The sequence below is a fragment of the Clavibacter sp. AC415 genome, assembly GCF_979252985.1.
In genome coordinates this window covers 187,392-212,221 of sequence record NZ_CEEDAR010000018.1, presented here as the reverse complement: position 1 = coordinate 212,221, position 24,830 = coordinate 187,392, and the positions used below count along the sequence as shown (strand labels likewise).

The 24,830-nt window shown below is 71.6% G+C and carries 18 protein-coding genes, 3 tRNA genes and 4 pseudogenes; 9 read left to right on the top strand and 16 right to left on the bottom strand.

Annotation, left to right across the window (positions count from 1 at the left end):
- Positions 1 to 20: 20 nt before the first annotated feature.
- The 4 genes from ACZ411_RS12045 to ACZ411_RS12030 all read right to left on the bottom strand — a co-directional run bounded on the left by ACZ411_RS12045 (position 21) and on the right by ACZ411_RS12030 (position 3,262).
- Entirely contained in the window at positions 21 to 575 is a 555-nt protein-coding gene (locus ACZ411_RS12045; protein WP_464170889.1) for a response regulator, read from the bottom strand.
- Positions 576 to 705: 130 nt separating this feature from the next.
- Positions 706 to 1,611 carry a bifunctional lysylphosphatidylglycerol flippase/synthetase MprF gene (locus ACZ411_RS12040; protein WP_464171138.1) on the bottom strand — a complete coding sequence of 302 codons (906 nt, stop codon included), beginning with the start codon at positions 1,609 to 1,611 and terminating at the stop codon, positions 706 to 708.
- Positions 1,554 to 2,843, bottom strand: a complete 1,290-nt coding sequence (locus ACZ411_RS12035; protein ID WP_464170887.1) for a hypothetical protein — start codon at positions 2,841 to 2,843, stop codon at positions 1,554 to 1,556. The genes ACZ411_RS12040 and ACZ411_RS12035 overlap by 58 nt, the downstream gene beginning before the upstream one ends.
- A 332-nt stretch (positions 2,844 to 3,175) precedes the next feature.
- A tRNA-Leu gene (locus ACZ411_RS12030) sits at positions 3,176 to 3,262 on the bottom strand.
- Positions 3,263 to 3,462: 200 nt separating this feature from the next.
- Here ACZ411_RS12030 and ACZ411_RS12025 point away from each other — a divergent pair.
- The 7 genes and pseudogenes from ACZ411_RS12025 (at position 3,463) to pknB (ending at position 12,646) form a co-directional block, all read left to right on the top strand.
- Positions 3,463 to 4,191, top strand: a complete 729-nt coding sequence (locus ACZ411_RS12025) for an FhaA domain-containing protein (protein WP_172407137.1) — start codon at positions 3,463 to 3,465, stop codon at positions 4,189 to 4,191.
- Complete coding sequence (locus tag ACZ411_RS12020) at positions 4,188 to 4,775, top strand: FHA domain-containing protein FhaB/FipA (protein WP_464170884.1); 588 nt, start codon at positions 4,188 to 4,190, stop codon at positions 4,773 to 4,775. The genes ACZ411_RS12025 and ACZ411_RS12020 overlap by 4 nt, the downstream gene beginning before the upstream one ends.
- 4 nt (positions 4,776 to 4,779) lie before the next feature.
- Positions 4,780 to 6,042: a PP2C family protein-serine/threonine phosphatase gene (locus tag ACZ411_RS12015; protein WP_464170882.1), complete on the top strand. Its 1,263-nt coding sequence runs from the start codon at positions 4,780 to 4,782 to the stop codon at positions 6,040 to 6,042.
- Between the two features lie 7 nt (positions 6,043 to 6,049).
- Positions 6,050 to 7,433, top strand: a pseudogene (locus tag ACZ411_RS12010) (FtsW/RodA/SpoVE family cell cycle protein).
- Positions 7,430 to 8,882, top strand: a pseudogene (locus ACZ411_RS12005) (peptidoglycan D,D-transpeptidase FtsI family protein). The pseudogenes ACZ411_RS12010 and ACZ411_RS12005 overlap by 4 nt, the downstream one beginning before the upstream one ends.
- Complete coding sequence (locus tag ACZ411_RS12000; RefSeq protein ID WP_464170880.1) at positions 8,879 to 10,843, top strand: protein kinase domain-containing protein; 1,965 nt, start codon at positions 8,879 to 8,881, stop codon at positions 10,841 to 10,843. The pseudogene ACZ411_RS12005 and the gene ACZ411_RS12000 overlap by 4 nt, the downstream one beginning before the upstream one ends.
- Positions 10,844 to 10,906: 63 nt before the next feature.
- Entirely contained in the window at positions 10,907 to 12,646 is a 1,740-nt protein-coding gene (gene pknB / locus ACZ411_RS11995; RefSeq protein WP_464170878.1) for a Stk1 family PASTA domain-containing Ser/Thr kinase, read from the top strand.
- Positions 12,647 to 12,734: 88 nt separating this feature from the next.
- Here the strand turns inward: pknB and ACZ411_RS11990 are convergent.
- From ACZ411_RS11990 to ACZ411_RS11980, 3 genes and pseudogenes are all read right to left on the bottom strand, one after another.
- Positions 12,735 to 13,374, bottom strand: a pseudogene (locus tag ACZ411_RS11990) (anthranilate synthase component II).
- Positions 13,371 to 13,529: a hypothetical protein gene (locus ACZ411_RS11985; RefSeq protein WP_172407136.1), complete on the bottom strand. Its 159-nt coding sequence runs from the start codon at positions 13,527 to 13,529 to the stop codon at positions 13,371 to 13,373. The pseudogene ACZ411_RS11990 and the gene ACZ411_RS11985 overlap by 4 nt, the downstream one beginning before the upstream one ends.
- A gap of 2 nt (positions 13,530 to 13,531) precedes the next feature.
- Entirely contained in the window at positions 13,532 to 14,332 is an 801-nt protein-coding gene (locus ACZ411_RS11980; protein ID WP_104289501.1) for a class E sortase, read from the bottom strand.
- 105 nt (positions 14,333 to 14,437) lie between these two features.
- On the opposite strand from ACZ411_RS11980, the gene ACZ411_RS11975 reads away from it, so the two are divergent.
- Positions 14,438 to 14,677, top strand: a complete 240-nt coding sequence (locus tag ACZ411_RS11975; protein WP_015488825.1) for a cell division protein CrgA — start codon at positions 14,438 to 14,440, stop codon at positions 14,675 to 14,677.
- Positions 14,678 to 15,088: 411 nt separating this feature from the next.
- On the opposite strand, the gene ACZ411_RS11970 is transcribed toward ACZ411_RS11975, so the two are convergent.
- Positions 15,089 to 15,952 (bottom strand): rhomboid family intramembrane serine protease, encoded by an 864-nt coding sequence (locus tag ACZ411_RS11970; RefSeq protein ID WP_104289500.1) that lies wholly within the window; start codon positions 15,950 to 15,952, stop codon positions 15,089 to 15,091.
- Positions 15,952 to 16,489, bottom strand: a pseudogene (locus ACZ411_RS11965) (peptidylprolyl isomerase). The gene ACZ411_RS11970 and the pseudogene ACZ411_RS11965 overlap by 1 nt, the downstream one beginning before the upstream one ends.
- Positions 16,490 to 16,610: 121 nt before the next feature.
- On the opposite strand from ACZ411_RS11965, the gene ACZ411_RS11960 reads away from it, so the two are divergent.
- Positions 16,611 to 17,231: a hypothetical protein gene (locus ACZ411_RS11960; RefSeq protein ID WP_239544805.1), complete on the top strand. Its 621-nt coding sequence runs from the start codon at positions 16,611 to 16,613 to the stop codon at positions 17,229 to 17,231.
- 182 nt (positions 17,232 to 17,413) lie between these two features.
- On the opposite strand, the gene ACZ411_RS11955 is transcribed toward ACZ411_RS11960, so the two are convergent.
- The 7 genes from ACZ411_RS11955 to recF all read right to left on the bottom strand — a co-directional run bounded on the left by ACZ411_RS11955 (position 17,414) and on the right by recF (position 24,825).
- Positions 17,414 to 17,486, bottom strand: a tRNA-Ala gene (locus ACZ411_RS11955).
- An 80-nt stretch (positions 17,487 to 17,566) separates the two neighbouring features.
- A tRNA-Ile gene (locus ACZ411_RS11950) sits at positions 17,567 to 17,643 on the bottom strand.
- Positions 17,644 to 17,691: 48 nt separating this feature from the next.
- Positions 17,692 to 18,039, bottom strand: a complete 348-nt coding sequence (locus ACZ411_RS11945; protein WP_464170868.1) for a DUF3566 domain-containing protein — start codon at positions 18,037 to 18,039, stop codon at positions 17,692 to 17,694.
- The gene (gene gyrA / locus ACZ411_RS11940) at positions 18,030 to 20,780 is read right to left on the bottom strand and encodes a DNA gyrase subunit A (RefSeq protein WP_464170866.1); all 2,751 of its coding nucleotides are present in this window, start codon (positions 20,778 to 20,780) and stop codon (positions 18,030 to 18,032) included. Before gyrA ends, ACZ411_RS11945 begins: the two co-directional genes overlap by 10 nt.
- Positions 20,781 to 20,862: 82 nt before the next feature.
- Entirely contained in the window at positions 20,863 to 22,908 is a 2,046-nt protein-coding gene (gene gyrB / locus ACZ411_RS11935; protein ID WP_258070160.1) for a DNA topoisomerase (ATP-hydrolyzing) subunit B, read from the bottom strand.
- 187 nt (positions 22,909 to 23,095) lie between these two features.
- Complete coding sequence (locus ACZ411_RS11930; protein WP_104289497.1) at positions 23,096 to 23,608, bottom strand: DciA family protein; 513 nt, start codon at positions 23,606 to 23,608, stop codon at positions 23,096 to 23,098.
- On the bottom strand, positions 23,605 to 24,825 hold the full coding sequence (recF, locus tag ACZ411_RS11925; RefSeq protein ID WP_464170862.1) for a DNA replication/repair protein RecF: 1,221 nt from the start codon (positions 24,823 to 24,825) through the stop codon (positions 23,605 to 23,607). The genes ACZ411_RS11930 and recF overlap by 4 nt, the downstream gene beginning before the upstream one ends.
- Positions 24,826 to 24,830 lie beyond the last annotated feature (5 nt).

The following is a 24,830-nucleotide window of genomic DNA, read 5'->3' as shown; positions in this document are numbered from 1 at the left end:
CCCTCACGCGCATGCCGCGCTCACCGCCTGGGCACGAGCCCGGCGCGATCGGCGACCACGGCCGCCTCGACGCGCGATCCGACGCCGAGCGCCTGCACGATCGAGCTGATGGTCTCCTTCACCGTGCCGAGCGTCAGCCCGCACTCGGCGCCGATCTCGGCGTTGGACAGGCCGCGGGCGAGCGCGCGCAGCACGGTCACCTCGCGTTCGCCCAGCCGCGCGACCCGCTCCCGTTCGGAGTCGTCCTCGACCGAGCGGAAGAGGCGTCCGGGCCGGAGGCCGGGCGCGAGCACGATGCCGCCGGACGCGAGCGTGAGCACGTGCCGGGCGAGCTGCTCCGGATCCGTGTCCTTCAGCAGGAAGCCGGACGCCCCGCGGTGCAGCGCCTCCAGCACCTGGTCGTCGGTGTCGAACGTGGTGAGCATGGCGACGGCCGGCGGACGCGGCTCGGCCATGAGCTCCGCGAGGATCGTGAGGCCGTCGGGGGCGGGCATCCGGATGTCGAGGAGGACGACGTCGGGCGCGTGCTCCCGCACGGTCGCGACCGCGGTGCCGCTCGAGACGGCCGCGAGCACCTCGATGCGGGGGACGCCCCCAGGACCATCGCGATGCCGGAGCGGACGAGCGACTCGTCGTCGACCACGACGACGCTCACGGCGGATGCCGCCGCGGCCGCGGGTCCGCGCCCCTCTCCCGGTGCCGTGCTCACGCGTCCCGCCTCCCGCCGGCTGATCCGGCGGCGACGCCGGTCGCGACGCCGCGGTCCCCCGCCTGGCCGAGGCTAGCGCGCCGGGCCGCGCGGGCCGCCCAGCGCGTCGCCCGGCGGCCGGCGCGGACCTCGGCCGACGCGACCCGGAGCGCGCCCACGAGGTGGCGGATCCGCAGGGTCGGGACGTACGCGGCCGTGAGCGCGCGGCCGATCGGCGCGAGGTCCGCCGCCGTGGGGCAGGCGAGCCAGAGCGTCTCGTAGCGCGGGTCGAACTTGGCCTTGAACCGCAGCAGCGAGGTGAAGCCGTACGAGGGCTCGAGGACCCGGCCCGTCGCCGTCAGCAGGCGCGCGACGAGGCGGTCGGCGGCGCCGCGCCCGCACGTCGTGCCCACGCCCGCGAGCGGAGTGCCCGACAGGCTCAGCGTCGCGAGCCCCTCCTCCTGGAAGGCGCGCGCGGCGGTCGCGATGAGGAACTCCATCACGCCCGGCATCGGGTCGACGCCGCGGCGCATCACGTCGAGGGTGCGGCCGACGAGCGCCCCGTCCCGGTGCTCGGGCAGCCAGCTGGTGACGCCGTGCACGCGCCCGGACGCGTCGACCGCGAGCAGGACCCGGACCTCCGGGTCGTCGAGCTCGCGGAGCCCGCCGAGCGTGAAGCCCATCTCCGGCAGCGCCTTCGCGTCCGCCCAGTGGCCGCTCAGGGCGTCGACCGCGCGGCGGAGGGCCTCGGGGAGGGTCCGGTAGGTGCCCCAGACGGCCTCGACGCCGTCCCGAGCTGCCCGGTTCGCGGCCGTGCGCAGGTCCTGCCGCCGCTTGCCGGACGTCGAGAAGCCCGCGAGGTCGATCACCGCCTCCTCGGCCACCGGAGTGACGCTCCAGCCGAGCTCGGCGAAGACCGGCAGGTGGCCCGAGTGGATGCTGTAGAAGGCGGGACGAGCCCGCGCGCGGAGCAGTGGCGGGCGAAGGCGCGGATGGTGGCGGGCGCATCCGCCGCCGTGGCCAAGGGGTCGGACACCGTGATCGCCACGCCGTGGGCCGCGCGGTAGGCGACGGCGCCCCGGGCGTCGGACCCGGGCTCGTCCGCCGCGAACCAGTGGCTGCTGCCGGACCAGGTGCCCATGAACCCGAGGGATCCGGCATCCGAGGCCGCCAGCTGGGCGAGCACCCGCTCGCGGTCGGCGGCCCGGTCGGCGACGTCGGCGCGCGCGCGGAACGACCGGCGCCGGGCGACGAGCACGAGCAGCGCGGCCGCGGGGGCGAGCCAGGTCGTCAGGACCACGAGGGGGAGCTCCAGATCGGACCAGGAGTCCGCCGGGAGGTCGAACCAGCCCTCGGCGATCGGGATGACCGTGTAGTACCAGGCGAGGAGGCCCGTGATGAGGAGCAGCGCCGCGATCCCGAGCACCAGCCCCAGGCGCCTGCCGCGGAGGAGCAGCGCGACGGCGACGATGAGGACGGTGAGCACCGCGACGGTGCTGCCGGGGTCGAGCAGCGCGCCCATGGACGACAGCACGCCGATCCCGTCGCCCGCGACGGCGGCGATCCACCAGCTGAGGGTGACCGTGCCGAGCACGGTCGCGGCCACCACGCGGGCGCTCGACGCGGCGGGGTCGTGCCAGGCGGGCCGGTCCGAGAGGGGCACCAGGATCCGGCCGAGCCCGAGGCCGATGAGCAGCGCGACGCCGCGCGTGAGGTCGACGCCGTGGCCGCCCGCGAGGAGACCCGCGAGCACGGCCGCGAGGACCGCGGCGCGGAGGCCCTCCCGATGGGCGGGTGCGAGACCGCGGCTGGCGGTGGCGACGACCGCGACGAGCACCACGGACGGCGCCCACAGCCGGTCGGCCGCGTCCAGCTGGGAGTACCAGTCGCCGAGCGCGACGCCGGCGGCGAGGAGGAGGGACGCCACGGCGACGGGCGCGAGCGATCCGAGGCCCGCCGCGAGCGCGGTGCGCAGGATGCCGATGCGGCTCTCCGACCAGGCGAGGACCATCACGGTGACGGCCACCGCCACGGCCGTCGCCACGGGGTGCGCCAGCTCGCCGAGGCCGGTCATGACGCCCATCCACAGGCTGCCGGCGGGCACCGCGAGCACCGTGAGCGGATGGCGGGCGAGGGCCCGCCCGACGACGCGCATCGCGCTCGGCGCGGCTGCCGCGGAATCGACGACGGCTGGCGTCGACGCGGGTGCGGGCGGAGCAGGCGGTCGCGTCGCGGGGTCGGCGGCGGTCGGGCGGAGGGCAGGGGGAGCGTCGGGTGCGGCACCGATCCAGTGTGCGGAGCGGCGCCCATCCCGGTCATCGGCCGCCGGACCGAACCCGGCAGCCCTTCGGCGGGGCGCGACCGCCGATCGGCTGCGTGCTCCCGCCGCACGTCCGGGCGGGCGCCCCGTGGCGAGGAGCCGTCGGCACGCGAGGACGTCCCTCATGCGAGAAGGCCCCCGGGGGAACCGGGGGCCTTCTGCTCTGGTGGTGCGCGAGGGGGGACTTGAACCCCCACGTCCTCACGGACACACGGACCTGAACCGTGCGCGTCTACCAATTCCGCCACTCGCGCCAACCGGACGACATTATCACGCCCGGCGCCCGTCCTCGTGCCGCCCGCCGGGCGGGATGGACGTCGCACGGCCCGGCGGGCCGCGGCCGGAGCGGGCGATCCGCACCCGTCCTCGGGCCGGTGTCCAGGGCCCGGTCGCACGAGTTGGCGACCATCTGTCTAAATCATCCGCGGAAGGACCGCGCGAGGACGGATCACACGTGGGAATCCTGGACAACTTCGAGAAGGGCCTCGAGCGCGCCGTCAACGGCGCCTTCGTGAAGACCTTCAAGTCCGGCCTGCAGCCCGTGGAGATCGTCGCGCAGCTGCGGCGCGAGCTCGACACGCACGCCGCCATCGTCGACCGCGACCTCATCCTCGTCCCGAACTCGTTCACCCTCCGCGTCTCCCGCGCCGACCACGAGCGCATGGAGTCCATCGGCTCGACGCTCACCGACGAGCTGCGCCAGGCCGTCGAACGCCACGCCTCCAGTCAGGGCTACCAGTTCGCGGGCGTCGTGCAGGTCGCCTTCCGCCGGGACGACCAGCTCTCGGAGGGCGTGCTCGAGATCGACACCCGCACCGTCGAGGGCAGCGTCACGTGGATGCCCGTGGTCGACGTCGCCGGCGTCCGCCACCCCCTCGCGGTCGGGCGCACGGTGATCGGCCGCGGCAGCGACGCGGACATCACGGTCGACGACCCGGGCACCTCGCGCCGCCACGTCGAGATCGCGTGGGACGGGACCCGCGCCCAGGTGCGCGACCTCGGCTCCACGAACGGCTCCGAGCTCAACGGCGCGCCGGTCACGAAGGCGCCGCTCCCGCCGGAGTCCGTCATCCGCATCGGCCGCACCGCCATCACCTTCCGCGTCGTGCCGCAGGCCGCCGAGGACCGCGGGCGCGACGCCGGCCGTCCCCGCCGGGACGACGGCTTCTGGGGAGCGTCATGACCGAGCTGACCCTCCTCGTCCTCCGCCTCGCGTTCCTCGCGGTGCTGTGGCTCTTCGTCTTCGGCATCGTGTACGCCCTCCGCTCCGACCTGTTCGGCCAGCGCGTGCAGAAGCTCCGCGAGGAGTCGGGCCCGGCGGGCGGATCCCCGTTCCCGCAGTCCCCGTACGCGGCATCGGCGGCGTCCGCGCCGCCCCGCGCGGCGCAACCCGCACAGCAGCCGCCGCCCATCTCGACGATGCCGTCCGGCGCCAACTCGGGTGCGTTCCCGTCGCGCGCGAAGGCCACCACGTCCACGGCGCGCCACCTGGTCATCACCTCGGGCGCGAAGGCGGGCACGGAGATCCCGCTCGGCACGGAGCCGCTCACCATCGGGCGCTCGAGCGAGTCGGGGCTCATGATCCGGGACGACTACACGTCCACCCACCACGCGCGCCTGCTGCTCTGGAACGACGAGTGGATGATCCAGGACCTGGACTCGACCAACGGCACCTTCCTCGACGGCAAGCGCGTGAGCGTGCCGACTCAGGTGCCGCTCGACACGCCGATCCGCATCGGCGCGACCAGCTTCGAGCTCAGGCGGTAGCGGCGTGGCGACAGTGACGCAGGCCGCTGCCGTCTCCCACGTGGGCAAGGTCCGGTCGAACAACCAGGACTCCGGCTACGCGGGGCGGAACCTCTTCGTCGTCGCCGACGGCATGGGCGGGCACGCGGGCGGCGACGTCGCCTCCGCGGTGGCCCTCACCCGCATCGTCGAGGCCGACAAGGCCTACGCCTCCGCGCACGACGCCGAGTTCGCGCTCCAGGCGGGCCTCGTCGCCGCCAACCAGCTCCTCGCCGAGACCGTGTTCGAGCACTCCGAGCTCACGGGCATGGGCACCACCGTCAGCGCGCTCGCCCGCGTCGACCGCCATGTCGCGATCGCCCACATCGGCGACTCGCGCATCTACCTCTTCCGCCGCGGCGAGCTCAGCCAGATCTCCGCCGACCACACCTTCGTGCAGCGCCTCGTCGACAGCGGGCGCATCACCCCCGAGGAGGCGCTGGTCCACCCGCGCCGCTCGGTGCTCATGCGGGTGCTCGGCGACGTCGACGCCGCACCGGAGGTGGACACCCAGGTCCTCGACACGCACACGGGCGACCGCTGGCTCCTCTGCTCGGACGGCCTCAGCAGCTACGTCACCGAGGAGAGGATCACCGAGATCCTCGCGGCCGCGGGCACGCCCGAGACCGTCGCCGACGCGCTGGTGAAGGAGTCGCTCGACCACGGCGCCCCTGACAACGTCACCGTCGTGGTGGTCGACGTCCTCGACGAGGACGACGAGGCGGTCGCGTCCCGCCCCGATCCGGTGCCCGTGCTCGTCGGATCCGCGTCGCAGCCCCTGGCCTTCGGCGACGAGCCGTCCAAGCGCGCCGTGCGCCTCCCCTCGCTCCTCCTGCACCCGCTGCGCGCCACCACGGCCGCCCGAGACGCGCAGTTCGAGCCCGAGTCGGACCAGTACCTCGAGGCCCTCATCGCCGAGGACCGGCGCCGGGCGCTCCGGCGCCGCGTCACGTGGCTCGTCGGCGTCGCGCTGATCCTCGCGGGCCTCGTGCTCGCCTGCGTCCTCGGCTACCGCTGGACCCAGTCGCGCTACTACGTGGGCGAGGCCGACGGCACGGTCGCGGTCTACAACGGCGTGCAGCAGACCATCGGCCCGATCGAGCTCTCCCACGTCTACGCCCGCACCGAGGTGCGGGTCGACGACCTCCAGCCGTTCTACCGCCAGCAGGTCGAGCAGACCATCAACGCCGACTCGCTCGCGGGCGCGCAGGAGATCGTGAACCGGCTGCAGGAGGCCGCGGGTGGCTAGGGCCGGCGTGGCGGACGCCCCCGCGCGCGGCCGCGAGCGCGCGCCCAAGGTCCCGCGGATCCGGGTGCCGCGCCGCCTCCGCAACCTCGAGCTGGCGCTGGTCGTGCTGGCGTCGGTCATCAACGGCGGCGCCCTCTACCTCGTGCAGCTCGGGGCGCTCGGCGCCTTCGACCGGAGCTTCTTCCTGCCCGCCACCGGCCTCGCGGTGCTCGTCCTCGGCATGCACGTGGCCCTGCGCTGGCTCGCGCCGGACGCCGATCCCTTCATCCTCCCCATCGCGACGGTGCTCAACGGCCTCGGCCTCGCGGCCATCTACCGCCTCGACCTCGCGGGCGGCTACTCCGGCTGGGACAGCGTGGCCGTGCGCCAGATCGTCTGGTCGGGCCTCGCCATCGTGTGCGCGCTCGCGGTCATCGTGCTGCTGAAGAACCACCGCGTCCTGCAGCGCTACCGCTACATCGCCATGTTCACGGGCCTCGTGCTGCTGCTCCTGCCGATGCTCCCGGTCATCGGCCAGAACATCAACGGCGCCCGCGTGTGGATCCACATCGGCGGGTTCTCGTTCCAGCCCGGCGAGATCGCGAAGATCTGCCTCGCCGTGTTCTTCGCCGGCTACCTCGTCACGGCGCGCGACAGCCTCTCGATGGTGGGCGTCAAGGTGCTCGGGATGCGGTTCCCGCGCGTCCGCGACCTCGGCCCCATCCTCCTGGTGTGGGCGGTCTCGATGAGCGTCCTCGTCTTCCAGCGCGACCTCGGCACGTCGCTGCTCTACTTCGGCCTCTTCATCGTCATGACGTACGTCAGCACCGGACGCATCGGCTGGGTCGTGCTCGGCGCCGTGCTCTTCCTCGGCGGCGCGTACGGCGCGAGCACGCTCGGCTACGTCGGGGGCCGCGTCGACGCATGGCTGAACCCGTTCCGACCCGGCCGTCTACGACGCGCAGGGCGGCAGCTACCAGCTGGTCACGGGCCTGTTCGGCATGGCCGACGGCGGCCTGTTCGGGCAGGGGCTCGGCAGCGGCAGCCCCCAGCTCACGCCGCTCGCCAACAGCGACTTCATCCTCGCGAGCCTCGGCGAGGAGCTGGGCCTCACGGGCGTCTTCGCGATCCTCGCCCTCTACCTCCTGCTCGTCTCGCGCGGCTTCCGCATCGGCTTCGCCGGCCAGGACGACTTCGGCAAGCTGCTCGGCATCGGCCTGTCGTTCGTCATCGCGCTGCAGGTCTTCATCGTCATCGGCGGCGTCACCCGGGTCATCCCGCTCACGGGCCTCACCACGCCGTTCATGGCCGCGGGCGGGTCCTCCCTGCTGGCCAACTGGATCATCGCGGCCCTGCTGCTGCGCCTGTCCGACACCGTCCGCAACCAGCCGCGATTGGTGGTCGAGTCGTGAACCGCGAGCTGAAGCGCGTCTCCGTGTTCGTCCTGGCCATGTTCGTGGCCCTGTTCGTCGCTGCGTCGATCATCCAGGTGGTCTCGGCGCCCACCCTGCAGGCCGATCCCCGCAACTCCCGCACCATCCTCGCCAGCTACTCCGCGGAGCGCGGCGCCATCCTCGTCGACGGCACCCCCATCGCCTCCTCGGTGCCCGTCGACGACCAGTACGAGTTCCTCCGCACCTACGCGCAGCCCGACCTGTACAGCGCGGTCACCGGGTACTACACGCTCGGCCAGGGCTCCACGGGCATCGAGGCGTCCATGAACGACGTCCTCAGCGGCACGAGCGGCACGCAGTTCTTCGACAGCCTCACCCGCACGTTCACGGGCCAGTCCCCGAAGGGCGCGTCGGTCGAGCTGACCCTCGACCCCGCGGTGCAGCAGGCGGCCTACGACGCGCTCGGCGGCCTGCAGGGATCCGTCGTCGCCATCGAGCCCTCCACCGGCCGCATCCTCGCGATGGTCTCCACGCCCGGGTACGACCCGAACGCGCTCGCCTCGCACGACCGGGACGCCGTGAAGCAGAGCTACGCGTCGCTGCTGGCCGACCCCGCGGATCCCCTCATCGACCGGGCGGTCGACAGCCTCAACCCGCCCGGGTCCACGTTCAAGCTGGTCGTCACGGCGGCCGCCATCGAGTCCGGCGAGTACACGCCCGACTCCCTGCTCCCCAACCCGGCCACGTTCACGCTGCCGGGCACCAGCACGGTCATCACCAACGCGGGCGAGGGCGCGTGCGGCAGTGAGCCCGAGGTGAGCCTCGCGACCGCGCTGCGCCTCAGCTGCAACATCCCGTTCGCGCAGCTCGGCATCGCGCTCGGATCGGAGCGGATCGCCGACATGGCCGACGCGTTCGGCTACGGGCGGTCGATCGAGGTCCCCATGGCCAGCGCGAAGAGCGTCTTCTCCCCCGACCTCGACGACGCGCAGACCGCGCAGCTCGGCCTTCGGCCAGCTCGACGTCCGCGCGACGCCCCTCCAGACCGCCATGGTCACCGCGGGCATCGCGAACGGCGGCGACGTCATGCAGCCGAGCGTCGTCGACAGCGTCCTCAACCCCGACCTCAGCGAGCTCTCCGGCTTCACGCCCCGCCGCTTCGCCGATCCGATCTCGAAGGAGACCGCCGACACGATGACCCGGATGATGATCGACAACGTCGAGAGCGGCGTCGCCACGAATGCGAGAATCGGGGGCGTCGACGTGGCCGGCAAAGACGGGCACCGCCCAGAACGGCGCGGACGACCCCTACACGCTGTGGTTCACCGGCTTCGCGCCGGCGGAGTCGCCGCAGGTGGCGGTCGCGGTCCTGGTGGAGGACGGCGGCGGACGAGGACGATCGGGCTCGGGGAGTACCTCGCCGCCCCGGTGGCGAAGCGAGTGATTGAGGCGGTGCTGGACAGATGAGACCCACGAGCGGACTGACCTTCGGAGGGCGTTACCAGCTGGGCGATCGCATCGCCATCGGCGGCATGGGCGAGGTGTGGGAGGCCACCGACCTCGTCATCGGGCGCAAGGTCGCCATCAAGATCCTCAAGGACGAGTACCTCGGCGACCCCGGCTTCCTCGAGCGCTTCCGCGCCGAGGCCCGGCACGCCGCGCTCGTGAACCACGAGGGCATCGCGAACGTCTTCGACTACGGCGAGGAGGACGGCAGCGCCTTCCTCGTGATGGAGCTGGTGCCCGGAGAGGCCCTGTCCACCATCCTCGAGCGGGAGCGCGTGCTCTCCACCGACAAGGTGCTCGACATCATCGCCCAGACCGCGCTGGCGCTCCACGCGGCCCACCAGGCCGGTCTCGTGCACCGCGACATCAAGCCGGGCAACCTGCTCATAACGCCCGACGGCCGCGTCAAGATCACCGACTTCGGCATAGCGCGCATCGCCGACCAGGTCCCGCTCACCGCCACGGGCCAGGTCATGGGCACCGTGCAGTACCTCTCCCCCGAGCAGGCGAGCGGCCACCCCGCCTCGCCCTCGACGGACGTCTACTCCATGGGCATCGTCGCGTACGAGTGCCTGGCCGGGCGCCGTCCCTTCACGGGCGAGTCCCAGGTCGCCATCGCGATGGCGCAGATCAACGAGCAGCCGCCCGAGCTCCCGGTCACCGTGGCCGAGCCCGTCCGCAACCTCGTCATGTCCTGCATCGCGAAGAAGCCGGCCGACCGACCGCAGAGCGCCGCGCACCTCGCGCGCGCCGCGCAGGCGCTCCGCCGCGGCGACGTGGCCACCGCCACCATCGCGGTCGCGGCAGTCGCCGGTGCCGCCGCGCTGGCCGACCCGGGGACGCCCACGCAGGCCACCCAGCTGATGCCGCCGGGCCGTCGCGCCGCGGACACCGGCGCGACCACGATCCTGTCCTCCGCGCCGGCGGGCGCCGCGTCCCCCCTCGTCTTCGACGACGAGGACGACGAGGAGGCCGATCAGCCGCGCGCCCGGAAGCGCGCCATCTGGATCTTCGTCGTCGTCGCCCTCCTCGTCCTCGGTGCCATCGCCGCCGGCATCGCGGCCTACGTCGCCGGCCAGAACCGCGACGATGCGGCTCCCGCACCCGCCGAGACCAGCGCGAGCCCGAGTCCCACCCCGTCCGAGACGCCGACCCCAACCCCGTCGCCCACCGCGAGCACCGTCCAGGTGAATCGCGACGACTACCTCGGACGCGACCAGGCGGAGGTCTCGGCCGACCTCACCGACCTCGGCCTCAAGGTGACGGTCGTCACCGGGGGCGCCGCGCCGTCCGGCGAGGAGGAGGGCCGCGTCACCGCCATCACCCCCACCGGCAGCGTGGCGAAGGGCGCCACCATCCAGATCACTGCGTACGGCGCACCCACCCTGCCCACGGCCGCACCCGGGACCCCCACCGTGGAGCCCACGACGGTCCGCGCCGGGCAGGCGGTCGACGTCTCGTGGCCGGCCTACTCGTGCCCCGCGGGCCAGACCCTCAACGGGTACCAGGTGCAGACCGACTCCGTCTCGAACGGCGCCACGGGCACGTGGGGCGGCAGCACCAACCCGACCAACGCGCAGACCACCTCGGGTGAGATCACGGCGGGCTCGACCCCGGGCACGTTCACCGTCAAGTACCTCGCCATCTGCGGCACGAACGAGTCGCCGTACAGCAGCACGGTCACCGTCACGGTCGAGGACGCCCCGGGGGATCCGGCGGCACCGGCGGCGGCACCGGCGGCGGGACCGGCGGCGGCACGGGAGGCGGCGACGGCGGCACGACCGGCTCGGCACCGAGTCCGGCCCCCGGCCGCTCCGACGAGCGCTCGCTCGTCTCGAGCTCGCACCCGCGCCCCTGACGCGCGACGCACCCGGGCTGCCGGCCGCACGCCGGCAGCCCGGGCGAGCGCGGGACCGCCGTGATCCCCAGCGGACGCCGGGTAAGCTCATCCCCGTCCTGAACCCGATCCCGACGAGAGGCAGTCCGTGACCGACGCGCGTGTTCTGGGCGGCCGTTACGAGATCGGGGCGCTGCTGGGCCGCGGGGGCATGGCGGACGTCTTCGAGGGCGTCGACTCCCGCCTCGGTCGCCGCGTGGCGGTCAAGGTCCTCCGACGCGGTCTCTCCGAGGACCCCGCCTTCCGCAGCCGCTTCCGCCAGGAGGCCCAGGCGGCGGCGCGCATGTCGCACCCCACCATCGTCCGCGTCTTCGACGCCGGCGAGGACGTCGTGACCGAACAGGACGGCGCCAGCCACACCGTGCCGTTCATCGTCATGGAGCGGGTCGAGGGCCGTCTCCTGAAGGACCTCATCACCGACGGTCCGCTCGAACCCGACGAGGCCGTCCGCATCATGCGCCAGGTGCTCACCGCCCTGGAGTACTCGCACCGCGCGGGCGTGGTGCACCGCGACATCAAGCCGGGCAACATCATGATCACCCCGGCCGGCCAGGCCAAGGTCATGGACTTCGGCATCGCGCGGGCCGTCTCCGACACCTCCGCGACCATCGCGCAGACCACGGCCATACTCGGCACCGCCCGCTACTTCTCCCCGGAGCAGGCCAAGGGCGAGTCGGTCGACGCGCGCACGGACCTGTACTCGGCGGGCGTCGTCCTCTTCGAGATGCTCACCGGCCAGGCGCCGTTCCGCGCGGACACGGCGGTGGCCGTGGCCTACCAGCACGTCAGCGAGACGCCCGTCGCCCCCAGCGCGGTGCAGGAGCACGTGTCCCCGCAGCTCGACCAGGTCGTCCTGCAGGCCATGGCGAAGGACCGGTACGCCCGCTTCCAGACCGCCGGCGAGTTCCGCGCCGACCTCGACCGCGCCGCCGAGGGCACGCTCGCACCGCGCGAGGCGCCGACCAACGACGTGGGCGCCACGCTCTTCGGGTCCCCCGCCGGTCCGTCGTCCTCGCAGCAGGCACTCCGCCAGCTCGGCGTCGACGACGACCGCACGGTCCGCACGCAGAGCCGTCCGCCAGTGCCGTGGATCTGGGCCGGCGTGACCGTGGTCGTCGTGATCCTCATCGCCGTGGTCATCTGGGTCACCAACCTCAGCACCATCGGGCCCCCCGACATCAGCCCCACCGTGCCGGACGTCGTGGGATCCACCTATGCCAGCGCCGCCGCGGCCCTCGAGGAGGCCGACCTCGTCCCCCTCGAGCGCGACGAGGCGAGCACCACGGTCGAGGAGGGTCTCGTGCTGCGCACGAACCCGGACCCGGGCGAGAACGTCGCCTCGAAGACCGAGATCGACGTCTTCGTGTCGTCCGGTCCGCCGGAGGTGCAGGTGCCCAACCTCGCGAACATGGACGAGGGCACGGCGACGGGGAACCTCGAGGCCGCGGGCCTCACGGTGGGCGAGGTCGTGCGCGAGTCGTCGCCGACGGTCCCGGACGGCGTCGTGCTCCGGACGGAGCCGGCCGCCACCGAGCAGGCCGACCAGGGCTCGGCGGTCAAGCTGGTCCTGTCGAACGGCCGGGTCGCCCTCCCGGACGTGATCGGGCAGCCGCTGGCCGACGCGCAGAAGCTGCTCGAGTCGTCGGAGCTCGTGGTCACCACGCGCCGCGACCCGTCCTGCGGGCGGGCCGACGGCTCCCCGGTGAACCAGCAGTCGGTGCCTCCGGGCGACGTCGCGCAGCGGTCCACCGTCTCGCTCACCTACTGCACCGGCGCCCCGCGGAGCACCCCGGCTCCCACCCCGACGCCCACGACCGCCCGGGGCTGATCCGGAGCACCGCTTCCGGTCGGAGACTGGTCGTGCAGGTCAGCTCCCGGTCCTGCGCCCAGGACCGCCGGCCGGCAGGCGCGTCCGATCAGACGATGCGGACGAGCGGCGACAGCCGGGAGGACGTGTCCCGGGCGCCCACGAGCCCGGCGCCCTCGAGCCAGTTGCCGAGCATGCGGTAGCCGCCCTCCGTGAGGACGGACTCCGGGTGGAACTGCACGCCGACGATGGGGCGCCGCCTCGTGGCGGAGGCCCATGATGACGCCGCCGTCGGTCCGCGAGGTGACCACGAGGTCCGACGGGACGGTGCCGTCGACGACGGCCAGCGAGTGGTAGCGCGTGGCCGTGAACGGCTGCGGGACGCCGAGGTAGAAGTCGCCGTCGTCGTGCGTGACCAGCGATGTCTTGCCGTGCATCAGCTCCTCGGCGTTCGTCACCGTCGCCCCGAAGGCCTCCGCGATGGCCTGGTGGCCGAGGCAGACCCCGAGCAGCGGGGTGCCGGACGCGAGCGCCGCCGTGACCGTGGGGATCGAGACGCCGGCCTCGGACGGCTTGCCCGGCCCGGGCGACACGAGCACCGCGTCGTACTCCGAGATCACGCCCGCCATGTCGGCGTCGGCGTGGTCGTCGTTGCGCATGACGACGGTCTCGGCGCCGAGCTGCTGCAGGTACCCGTTGAGGGTGTAGACAAAGCTGTCGTAGTTGTCGATGACGAGGACGCGTGTCACTGATGCACCGTGACTTCCTGGGTGTTGACGATGGAGTCGACCCAGGGGAAGACCCAGGTGACGAGCGAGAAGAGCACGGCCGCGAGCAGCACGAGCAGTATCAGGAGGCGGACCCACACCGGCCCGGGCAGGATGCGCCAGAACGCCGCGTACACGGTCAGCCCGCCTGCGCGAACGACGTGCCGGAGAGGGCGGGGACGGGGGACGCGTCGGACCGCGGCTGCCACGACTCGAAGACGCTGTACGCCACCACGCGCTCGGCGGCGGAGAACAGCGGGTTGCAGCTCGTCATGGTGAGGATGCGGTCGCCCGGCTGGCTGTCGGGTGCCTGGGGCACCTCCGCGAGCACGTCGACTCCGGTGGGCTTCACGTACTCGAGTGTACGGAAGCGGTAGGTGTACCAGCCGTCCTGCGTCTCGACCACGATGGCGTCGCCCACCCGCAGGTCGGTGATCTGGTTGAAGGGCTTGCCGTAGGTGGTGCGGTGCGCGGCGACGGCGAAGTTGCCGACCTCACCGGGCATCTGCGTGTCGCGGTAGTGCCCGACCTTGCCGAGGTTCAGCACGTTGCCGAGGCCGACGCCGGTCGCGACCGGCACGACGTAGTCGGCGCCGAAGCGCGGGATGTAGATGTTGCCGAAGTCGGTCGCGTCCGACGTGGGAGCCGTGGTGATGACCGGATCCCCCGGGCCCGTCGGGGAGGCCGCCGGATCCGGGGAGGCCGCGGCGTCGGGCGTGGCCGATGCCCAGCTCCGGCTGTTCTGCAGCGCCTGGTCGCGCTGGCCGCTGCTCACGACGATGTCGTTGAACCAGAGCTGCCAGCCGAGGAACAGCATGATGAGCACGCCCGCCGTGAGGAGCAGCTCCCCGACCACGCCGACCGTGCCGAGCAGCGCATCGCCCCGCCGGCCGCGGCGCCGCGTGGAGCGGCGGGTGGGCGCGGGATCCTGAGCACTCATGTGCCGATTGTAGGTGGCGCGCATGCACGCGACGGCGCCCGGGCGAGCCCGCGGACGCGGGCATCCTCCCGGCTCCGGGGAGGAGGGTACGGCTAGAATCACCGCATGGCCCGCGACAAGACGACGAGACCCTCCCGCCAGGAACGCGTGCGCGACGAGGACGCCCCGAACCCCGTGTGGTTCAAGCCCATCATGTTCGGCTTCATGCTCGTGGGCCTCGCCTGGCTCATCGTCTACTACGTGAGCCTCAACGCGTTCCCCATCCCCGACCTCGGCGTCGGCAACATCCTCATCGGCTTCGGCCTCATCCTGGTCGGGTTCCTCATGACCACCAGGTGGCGCTGACCCGAGCGCGTCCCCGAGAGCCCGTCACCGCACCTGGTGACGGGCTCTCGTGCGTCCAGGGCGATGACGGCTGCGGATGCATCCACGATCGCGTTCTCCACAGACTCGCTGTGCACAACGCTCCACACCTGTGGAGAACCGCGCATCTGGAGCTCCGCACCGAGAGCCGGCCCGGCGGGTTACCGGCAGAAGGCCGCCATGCCGCCCATCCGGCTCCCCCTCGGTCGTCGCGGACCGGGTTCCGAGCCTGCACCGCGCGGCGGTAATGACACCCGTGTAACTATCCCCACTGTGGACGGGCCTGTGGATAACCCCACTCCGCCCCGGATCCACGGTCATCCACGGCCTGCGCCGTCCCGAGGGCGCGCGGGAGGAGCCGCCCACCGGGAGCGGCTGCGGACGTCCGCGACGTCAGAGGGCGACGGGGAAGGCGGCGGCCGCCACCACGATCGCCACGGCGAGACCCGCGAGCGAGGCCGCCTGGACGCCGCGCTGACGGTCCGCGCGGGTGCGCAGGAGGACGAGCGCCACGAGGGCACCCGTCACGAGGCCGCCCACGTGCGCCTGCCAGCTGACCCCCTGGACCACGAAGCCCAGGAGGAGGTTCAGCACGATGACCCCCAGCAGCGGCCCGACGTTGCCGCCGAGCTTGCGGGCCAGGACGAAGTAGCCGCCCATGAGCCCGAAGATGGCGCCGGAGGCGCCGACGACCGCGGTGAGCGAGTCGCCCATCGCGGCGCCGATGACCTCGACGCCGAGGGAGCCGCCGAGCGCCGAGATCACGAAAAGCGCGAGGAAGCGGGCACGTCCGAGCATGGGCTCGAGGACGCGGCCGAAGACGAAGACCGACAGCATGTTCAGGAGGATGTGGAAGATGCTGTCCGGGGAGTGCGTGAAGGCGCTCGTGAGCATCCGCCACGGCTCGTAGTCCCCGGAGGCGAGGCTGCCGTAGACGGGCGCGAACCACAGCGACGTGGTGACGTAGCCGCCGACGACGGGCAGCACCTGGAGGATCCAGACCACGGCGCAGACAGCCATGATGCCGTACGTCACGACGGGCGCCGAGCTCCGCGTCATCCGCGTGACGAACGAGGCCCGGGACCTCGGAGCGGTGCGGCGCTGCTCCTTCATGTCCTCCGGGCAGATCACCCCGACGGCGGCCGGCGTCTGGCACTCGGGGCAGATGGTCCGCCCGCATCGCTGGCACAGCACGAAGCTCTGCCGGTCGGGGTGCCGGTAGCAGCGGTCGGCCGCCGTACGGGGTGAATCGGTCATCAGACCTTCTCGACGGTGACGCTCTCGATCACGACGTCCTCGCGGGGACGGTCGCGGCCGTCGGTGGCGACGGCGTTGAGCGCGTCGACGACCTTCTTGGACGCGTCGTCGGCGACCTCGCCGAAGATCGTGTGCTTGCCCTGGAGCCAGGTGGTGGGCGCCGTGGTGATGAAGAACTGCGAGCCGTTCGTGCCGCGGCCGCCCTGGGTGCCGGCGTTCGCCATGGCGAGGATGTAGGGCTTCGAGAAGTCGAGGTCGCGGCTGATCTCGTCGTCGAACTGGTAGCCGGGGCCGCCGGTGCCCTGGCCGAGCGGGTCGCCGCCCTGGAGCATGAAGTCCTTGATGATGCGGTGGAAGACGACGCCGTCGTAGAGCGGGTCGGTCGACTTCCTGCCCGTCTGGGCGGGTCCACTCCTTCTCGCCCGTGGCGAGGCCGACGAAGTTCTCGACGGTCTGGGGCGCGTGCGACCCGAAGAGGTTGAGGACGATGGTGCCGTGGTTGGTCGTCATGGTGGCGACGTGAGTGTGCGCAGACATGGAGCAATGGTCTCACGGCGGAGCTGGGACTCGGCGGACGCACAGCGTCCACCGTGTTTGACCCCGGAGGCACCCGTGCCAGACTGGGATTCCTGGCGAAATCACACCGATGGAGGTCCCCTTGGGTCTGTCACGCAAGAACAAGAAGGAGTTGGCGAAGCTCCGCACCCACGCGGCCGCCGTCCTCAAGGAGCAGCGCGAGGTCCTCGACCGGGCCAACGTCGTCGTGGCCGAGGCCGCGCACACGGCCCGCAAGCTCTCCGACCAGCACGTCGTCCCCGCCGTCAAGCGCGGCGTCGACGACCACATCCGTCCGGGCTACGAGGCCGGCGCCGAGCGCGTCCGCACCGCGGCCGACTCGGCCTACAAGGGATTCACGCACACGGTGCTCCCCGCGGTCGCCGGAGCAGCCGGATCCGCGGTGGCGGCCACCGAGGGCATCCGCAACAGCAAGCAGGTCAAGGACGCGGTCAAGAAGGCCGGCAAGGTCTCCTCGAAGGCCCAGGAGTTCGGCAAGCACTACGTCGACAACGGCCGCTCGTACGTCGGTCGCTACGTCCCCCAGGTCGCGCCCGCGAAGAAGGGCCTCGGCTTCGGCGGAGTCGCCCTCATCGCCCTCGGCGTGGTCGTGGTCGGCGGCGTCGGCTACGCCCTGTACCAGACGTTCCGCGCGGACGACGACCTGTGGATCGCCGACGACGAGCCCGAGGCCGTCGACGCGAAGGACCAGCCCGCGAGCTGACCCACGCTCCCCGATCGCCCCGCGATCCGACGAAGGCCCGGACACCGAGAGGTGGCCGGGCCTTCGTCGCGTGCACGTCGTGGCGTCGGACGCCGTCGCTGACACCGAGGTCGATGCATCACAGGGAGTCGGCGCAGGCGACGACCGGCGAGAGGGAGGACGACCCGGAGACGGGCTGGATGTGGAGTCACGGGGAATCGAACCCCGGACCTCCTGCTTGCAAAGCAGGCGCTCTACCAATTGAGCTATGACCCCGATCGGCGAGTCTCGGATCGCCGTGCGATCTCCCGACTCGATTCCCGCCATGCCCCCGGATCATGCGGATCCGGGGGTGTTGGTGGGGATACCAGGATTTGAACCTGGGACCTCTTCATTATCAGTGAAGCGCTCTAACCAACTGAGCTATATCCCCATCGGGCAGGTACACGTTACCGTACGCCTGCCCGTTTCTCCCAATCGGCTACGCGTTGGTGAACCCGACGAGGACGCCGCCCGTGATGCGCACGCTCAGGTTGTAGAGCAGCGCGGCCACGGCGCCGAGCACGGTGCCGACCACGATGTTGAGGACGGCCACCACGATCGCGAATCCGAGCACCTGGCCCAGGCCGAAGACGTCCTGCAGCGAGAAGTCCGCTGAGCCCGACACCTCCTGGAACAGCTGGTCGACCGTGCCGAACACGTTCGTGGTCTGCAGGACGACGTAGATGAGGAACGTCGCCACCACGGTGATGATGCCGAGCACCACGGAGAAGAGGAACGCGAGCTTCAGCGCCGACCAGAAGTCGACGTACACGAGCTTCAGACGCACCTGCTTGGTGGTGGTGGCTCGCGACGACTTCTTCGCGAGCTTCTCGGCGACACTGACTCATCGGGTGTTCCCTTTCCAGCAGCGGTACCGTCGGACGCGTCGGGCGCAGCTTCGGGGACCACCAGGTTGCGTTCGGAGTTCTTGGCCAGTGAGATGATCCTGTCGTCGTCCGCGAACCGGGCGAACACGACACCCATGGTGTCTCTGCCCTTCGCCGGGACCTCGGCCACGACAGACCGTACCACCTTGCCGCTGGCGAGCACGACGAGGATCTCGTCCTCCTCGCCTACGATCAGGGCGCCCGCGAGGTCGCCTCGCGCGTCCTGCAGCTTGGCCACCTTGATGCCCATGCCGCCGCGGTTCTGCACGCGGTACTGGTCGGCCGCGGTGCGCTTGGCGAAGCCGCCCTCGGTGACGACGAAGACGTATCCCTGGTGTCCGACGACCGACGCGCTGAGCAGGGTGTCGTCCCCGCGGAACGTCATGCCCTTCACTCCGGACGTCGAGCGGCCCATCGGACGGAGCGCCGAGTTGTCGGCGGAGAACCGCAGCGACATGCCCTTGCGCGACACGAGCAGCAGGTCGTCGTCCTCGTCGACGAGGAGCGCCGACACGAGCGCGTCGCCGTCGCGGAGGTTGATCGCGATGATGCCGCCGGTGCGGTTCGTGTCGTACTCGGTCAGGGCCGTCTTCTTCATGAGGCCGTCGCGGGTGGCGAGCACGAGGTACTGCGCCACCTGGTAGTCGCGGATGTCGAGGACCTGCTGGATCTCCTCGTCCGGCTGCATGGCGAGAAGGTTCGCCACGTGCTGGCCCTTCGCGTCGCGGCCGGCCTCCTGCAGCTCGTATGCCTTCGCGCGGTAGACGCGTCCCTTGTCCGTGAGGAACAGGAGCCAGTGGTGCGTGGTGGTGACGAAGAAGTGCTCCACCACGTCGTCGGCCCGGAGCTGCGCCCCGCGCACGCCCTTGCCGCCGCGGTGCTGGCTGCGGTAGTTGTCGATGCGCGTGCGCTTGATGTACCCGCCGCGCGTGACCGTGACCACCATCTCCTCCTCGGGGATGAGGTCCTCCATGCTCATGTCGCCGTCGAAGCCGAGCATGATCTCCGTGCGCCGGTCGTCGCCGTACTTGTCGGTGATCTCCTGCAGCTCGGTGCTGATGATCTCCCGCTGGACGCTGGGCGTGGCCAGGATGTGCTGGTACTCGGCGATGCGCTCCTCGAGCTCGGCCGCCTGGTCCTGGATCTTGCGGCGCTCGAGCGCGGCGAGCCGGCGGAGCTGCATCTCGAGGATCGCGTTGGCCTGCAGCTCGTCGATGTCGAGCAGGTGCATCAGGCCGCTGCGCGCGACCTCCACCGTCTCGGACCGTCGGATGAGGGCGATGACCTCGTCGAGCGCGTCCAGCGCCTTGAGGTACCCGCGCAGGATGTGGGCACGCGCCTCGGCCTCGGCGAGCCGGTACTGCGTGCGGCGGACGATGACGTCGATCTGGTGGTCCACCCACGCCGAGATGAAGCCGTCGAGCGCCAGCGTGCGCGGGATGCCGTCGACGATCGCGAGCATGTTCGCGCCGAAGTTCTCCTGCAGCTGGGTGTGCTTGTAGAGGTTGTTCAGCACGACCTTCGCCACGGCGTCGCGCTTCAGCACGATCACGAGGCGCTGGCCCGTGCGGCCCGACGTCTCGTCGCGGATGTCGGCGACGCCGCCGAGCTTGCCGTCCTTGACCAGCTCGGCGATCTTGATGGCGAGGTTGTCGGGGTTGACCTGGTACGGGAGCTCGGTGACCACGAGGCACACGCGGCCCTGGATCTCCTCCACCGCGACGACCGCGCGCATGGTGATGGAGCCGCGCCCGGTGCGGTAGGCGTCGATGATGCCCTTGGTCCCGAGCACCTGCGCGCCGGTCGGGAAGTCGGGGCCCTTGATCCGCTCGAGCAGGGCCTCGAGGAGCTCCTCCCGGTCCGCGTCGGGGTGGGCGAGCAGCCACTGGGCACCCGCGGCGACCTCGCGCAGGTTGTGCGGAGGGATGTTGGTCGCCATGCCGACCGCGATGCCGACGGACCCGTTGACCAGCAGGTTCGGGAAGCGCGACGGCAGGATCTTGGGCTCGAGCGTCCGGCCGTCGTAGTTGTCCTGGAAGTCGACCGTGTCCTCGGTGATGTCGCGGACCATCTCCATGGCCAGCGGCGCCATCTTGGTCTCGGTGTACCGCGGGGCGGCGGCGCCGTCGTTGCCCGCGGAGCCGAAGTTGCCCTGGCCGAGCGCCAGCGGGTACCGCAGGCTCCACGGCTGCACGAGGCGCACGAGCGCGTCGTAGATGGAGGAGTCGCCGTGCGGGTGGAACTGGCCCATGACCTCGCCGACCACGCGGGCCGACTTGAAGAAGGAACGGTCGGGACGGTAGCCGCCGTCGTACATCGCGTAGATCACCCGACGGTGCACGGGCTTCAGCCCGTCGCGCACCTCGGGGAGCGCCCGCTGCACGATGACGCTCATCGCGTAGTCGAGGAAGGAGCGCTGCATCTCGAGCTGGAGGTCCACCTGCTCGATGCGGTCGTGCGTGACGATGACGGTCGCATCCGGGTCGACGATGGCGCCGGGCAGCGAGTCGGACGCGGCGGCGGCCGATGACGCCGGCGTCACGCCCTCCTGGGGCAGCGCGGCGTCGGTCGACGAGACCTGCTCGTCGTCCGGGGTCGCACCCGTGCCCTGCTCGTCGTCCGGGGTGATGTCGTCGGCCATGGAGGTCCTGTTCAGCTCGTGATGGATCGTGGAGTCGGTGCCGGGCGGCGGGCGGCATCGTGCCGGACCGCCGCCCGTTCGATCAGATGTCGAGGAACCTGACGTCCTTGGCGTTGCGCTGGATGAAGCTGCGACGGGACTCGACGTCCTCGCCCATCAGCGTCGAGAACACCTCGTCGGCGCCGGCCGCGTCGTCGAGCGTGACCTGCATGAGCGTGCGCGTCGCGGGATCCATGGTGGTCTCCCACAGCTCCTTGTAGTCCATCTCGCCCAGGCCCTTGTAGCGCTGGATGCCGTTGTCCTTGGGGATGCGCTTGCCGTTCGCCTGCCCGTGCGCGAGCAGCGCGTCGCGCTCCGCGTCGGTGTAGACGTACTGGTGCTCGGCGTTCGACCACTTCAGGCGGTAGAGCGGCGGCTGCGCCAGGTACACGTAGCCGAGCTCGATGAGCGGCCGCATGTAGCGGAACAGCAGGGTGAGCAGCAGCGTGGTGATGTGCTGGCCGTCGACGTCGGCGTCGGCCATGAGCACGATCTTGTGGTACCTGACCTTCTCGGCGTTGAAGTCCTCGCCGATTCCCGCGCCGAACGCGGTGATCATCGACTGCACCTCGTTGTTCTGCAGCGCCCGGTCGAGGCGGGCCTTCTCCACGTTGAGGATCTTCCCCCGCAGCGGCAGGATCGCCTGCGTCGTGGGGTTGCGGCCCTGCACCGCGGAGCCGCCGGCCGAGTCGCCCTCGACGAGGAACACCTCGCTGAGCGCGGGGTCCTTGCTCTGGCAGTCCTTGAGCTTGCCCGGCATGCCACCGGACTCGAGCAGGCCCTTGCGCCGGGTCTGCTCGCGCGCCTTGCGGGCCGCGAGACGCGCCTGCGACGCCTGCATGCCCTTCCGGATGACGTCCTTCGCCTGCGCGGGGTTCTTCTCGAACCAGTCTCCGAGCTGCTGGCCGACGATGCGCTGGACGTAGGCCTTCGCCTCCGTGTTGCCCAGCTTCGTCTTCGTCTGGCCCTCGAACTGCGGCTCCCCGAGCTTGACGGAGATGACGGCGGTGAGGCCCTCGCGCACGTCGTCGCCCGTGAGGTTCTCGTCCTTCTCCCGCAGGAGCTTGTTCTCGCGCGCGTAGCGGTTCACGAGCGTCGTGAGCGCCGCGCGGAACCCCTCCTCGTGCGTGCCGCCCTCGTGCGTGTTGATGGTGTTGGCGTAGGTGTGGACGCTCTCCGTGTAGGAGGTGGTCCACTGCATGGCGACCTCGAGGCTGATCTTCTTGACCGTGTCCTCGGACTCGAAGGCGATGACGTCGGCATTGACGACCTCGGTCTTCTTCGCCTTCACCAGGTGCTCGACGTAGTCGACGAGCCCGCGCTCGTAGAGGAACTTCTCCGTGCGGTGCTCGGCGGGATCCGCCGCGCGCTCGTCGTGGAGGGTGAGCGCGAGGCCCTTGTTGAGGAATGCCATCTGCTGGAACCGGGCGCGCAGCGTGTCGTAGTCGAACTCGACGGTCTCGAAGATCTCCCGGCTCGGCCAGAAGGTGATCGTGGTGCCCGTCTCGGTGGACCCCTCCCCCTTCGCGAGCGGTGCGTCGGGGACGCCGATGGTGAAGCTCTGGCGCCAGACGGCGCCCTGTCGGCGGACCTCGACGTCGAGGCGCTCCGACAGCGCGTTCACGACGGAGCTGCCGACACCGTGCAGGCCGCCGGAGACCGCGTACCCGCCGCCGCCGAACTTGCCCCCCGCGTGCAGCTTGGTCAGGACGAGCTCGACCGTGGAGATGCCCTCGACCGGGTGGATGTCCACGGGGATGCCGCGGCCGTCGTCGACGACGCGGATGCCGCCGTCCTTCCGCATGGTGACCTGGATGTCGCTCGCGAAGCCGGCCAGGGCCTCGTCGACCGAGTTGTCGACGATCTCGCTGACCAGGTGGTGCAGGCCGCGCGGTCCGGTCGAGCCGATGTACATGCCGGGCCGCTTGCGGACGGCCTCGAGGCCCTCGAGCACCTGGATCTCGTTGGCGCCGTAGTCGTTGCTCACCTGCTGGCGGGTGATGTGGTCGGAGTCGTTGTGCGTCTCCTCGACCTCCACCTCGTCCGGGGTGGAGTCGTCGGGGAGGTCCTGTGAGGAATCCGATGTCATGAAGTGGTGGCTCCTGCCGCGTCGACGCGCCCCTGCCCGACGGCGGACGCGCGCGGATCACGAGGTGATCCGGGGACCGTCGTCCTGGACTGCGGGCGACCCCTCATTCTATCGCAGGTGTACGCTCCGCACCGCCTATCCGCCCGTCTGACGCGTTTTCGTGGCAGGGGTGACCTGATTCGCCTCCCTACCCGTAGGTATCGCGCGGACCCCGCCCTGGGATCGACCTGGGACCCCGTTTCCAGGACGGGGCGTTGGGCCCCTGGAAGCGGATCGACCGGATGCCCGCGTCGGGGAAGCGCTCGGCGATGCGCGTCGTGATCTCCACGCGCATCAACCGGAGCTGGGTCGCCCATGCCGTGGACTCGCACTCGACCGTGAGCAGCCCGTCCTCGATGCCGACCGGTGAGGAGTGCACGGCCGTCTCCTCGCCCGCGATGGTCGTCCACGCCGCCATCAGCTCGGCCTGCGACAGCGAGGAGGTCCAGCCCATGCGCGATGTCAGGGAGTCCATCACGTTCCCGAGGGCGTGGGGGTCCCGGCCCGGCTGGAAGGGCGAGCTGCCGGCCTTCTGCTCCCGGCGCTTCCGCGCGGACGGGGACCTGACGGAGGCGTCGCCGAACACACGGCGGAACCGGCGGTAGACGGCGACGGCCTCGGAGTCCGGCATCGGTCCGCCGTCGGGGGCGCGGGGGATCACTCCGCTCCCCCGGCCTCGGGGTCGGTCGCGCCGGCCACGTGATCCGCGGGATCCTCGACGATCTCGCCCGCCCGGATGTGGACCGCGTTCGCCGCGAGGTGCTCGGGCACGTCCTCGAGCACGGCGGCCGTGATCAGGACCTGCTCGAATCCCGTGACGGCCTCGGCCAGGCGGCTGCGTCGGGCCTGGTCGAGCTCCGCGAACACGTCGTCGAGGATGAGCACGGGGTCCCCCGTCTGCGAGTCCCGCCGCAGGAGCTCGGCGGAGGCGAGCTTGACCGCCAGGGCGAAGGACCAGGACTCCCCGTGGCTGGCATAGCCCTTCGCCGGTAACCCGTTGAGCCGGAACAGCACGTCGTCGCGGTGCGGGCCGACGAGGGTGAGACCACGCTCGAGCTCCCGGGGACGCATGCGGGCGATGGCAGCCGTGAAGACGGGGACGACGTCCTCCGTGCGGGTGAAGCGGCCCCCGTCCCGGGAACCGGACTCGTCCACGGCATCGTCCTCCCCCGGGTCGTCGGCCAGGATGCTCAGCTCCGGCCGGGCCGAAGGACCGTGGTCGGAGCCCGCCACCGCGAGGTAGGCGCGCGCGAGCTCGGGCTGGAGGTCCTGGACGAGCGCACCGCGGGCCGCGATGATCTGCGAGCCGATGGCGACCAGCCGCTCGTCCCAGATGTCGAGGGTGCCGAGCTGGTCCGCCTTCATGCCGCGCGCGCGGGCCGACTTGAGCAGGGTGTTCCGCTGCTTGAGCGCACGGTCGTAGTCCGACAGGACGCCCGCCAGCCGCGGGGTCCGCAGGACGAGGAGCTGGTCGAGCAGCCGACGACGGCCGGAGGGATCGCCGCGCACGAGCGCCAGGTCCTCGGGCGCGAACAGGACGCTCGAGAAGTACCGGGGCAGCTCGCGGGGCTTCGTGGGCGTGCTGTTCACCTGCGCGCGGTTGGCCGCAGCCCGGTTGATCTGCACCTCCACGCGGAGCTCACGACCCGCGTGCTGCAGCAGGGCCCGGATCACGGCGGACTCGGCTCCCTGCCGGATGAGGGCCTGATCGGTGGAGACGCGGTGGGACCCGAGCGTGCTCAGGAACCCCAGCGCCTCCACCAGGTTCGTCTTGCCCTGCCCGTTGCTGCCCACGAAGAGGGTGGCACCGGGCAGGAGCTCGACGTCCGCGCGGGTGTAGTTGCGGAAGTCACCCAGGGAGAGGTGACGGACGATCATCCGGT

Coding starts and splice junctions, on each gene's coding strand:
- ACZ411_RS12000 (WP_464170880.1), top strand. CDS start 8,879: ATGAGACCCACGAGCGGACTGACCTTCGGAGGGCGTTACCAGCTGGGC.
- ACZ411_RS11980 (WP_104289501.1), bottom strand. CDS start 14,332: ATGAGTGCTCAGGATCCCGCGCCCACCCGCCGCTCCACGCGGCGCCGC.
- ACZ411_RS12020 (WP_464170884.1), top strand. CDS start 4,188: ATGACCGAGCTGACCCTCCTCGTCCTCCGCCTCGCGTTCCTCGCGGTG.
- ACZ411_RS11970 (WP_104289500.1), bottom strand. CDS start 15,952: ATGACCGATTCACCCCGTACGGCGGCCGACCGCTGCTACCGGCACCCC.
- gyrB (WP_258070160.1), bottom strand. CDS start 22,908: ATGACATCGGATTCCTCACAGGACCTCCCCGACGACTCCACCCCGGAC.
- recF (WP_464170862.1), bottom strand. CDS start 24,825: ATGATCGTCCGTCACCTCTCCCTGGGTGACTTCCGCAACTACACCCGC.
- ACZ411_RS11975 (WP_015488825.1), top strand. CDS start 14,438: ATGGCCCGCGACAAGACGACGAGACCCTCCCGCCAGGAACGCGTGCGC.
- ACZ411_RS12035 (WP_464170887.1), bottom strand. CDS start 2,843: ATGCGCGTCGTCGGGCGGGCCCTCGCCCGCCATCCGCTCACGGTGCTC.
- gyrA (WP_464170866.1), bottom strand. CDS start 20,780: ATGGCCGACGACATCACCCCGGACGACGAGCAGGGCACGGGTGCGACC.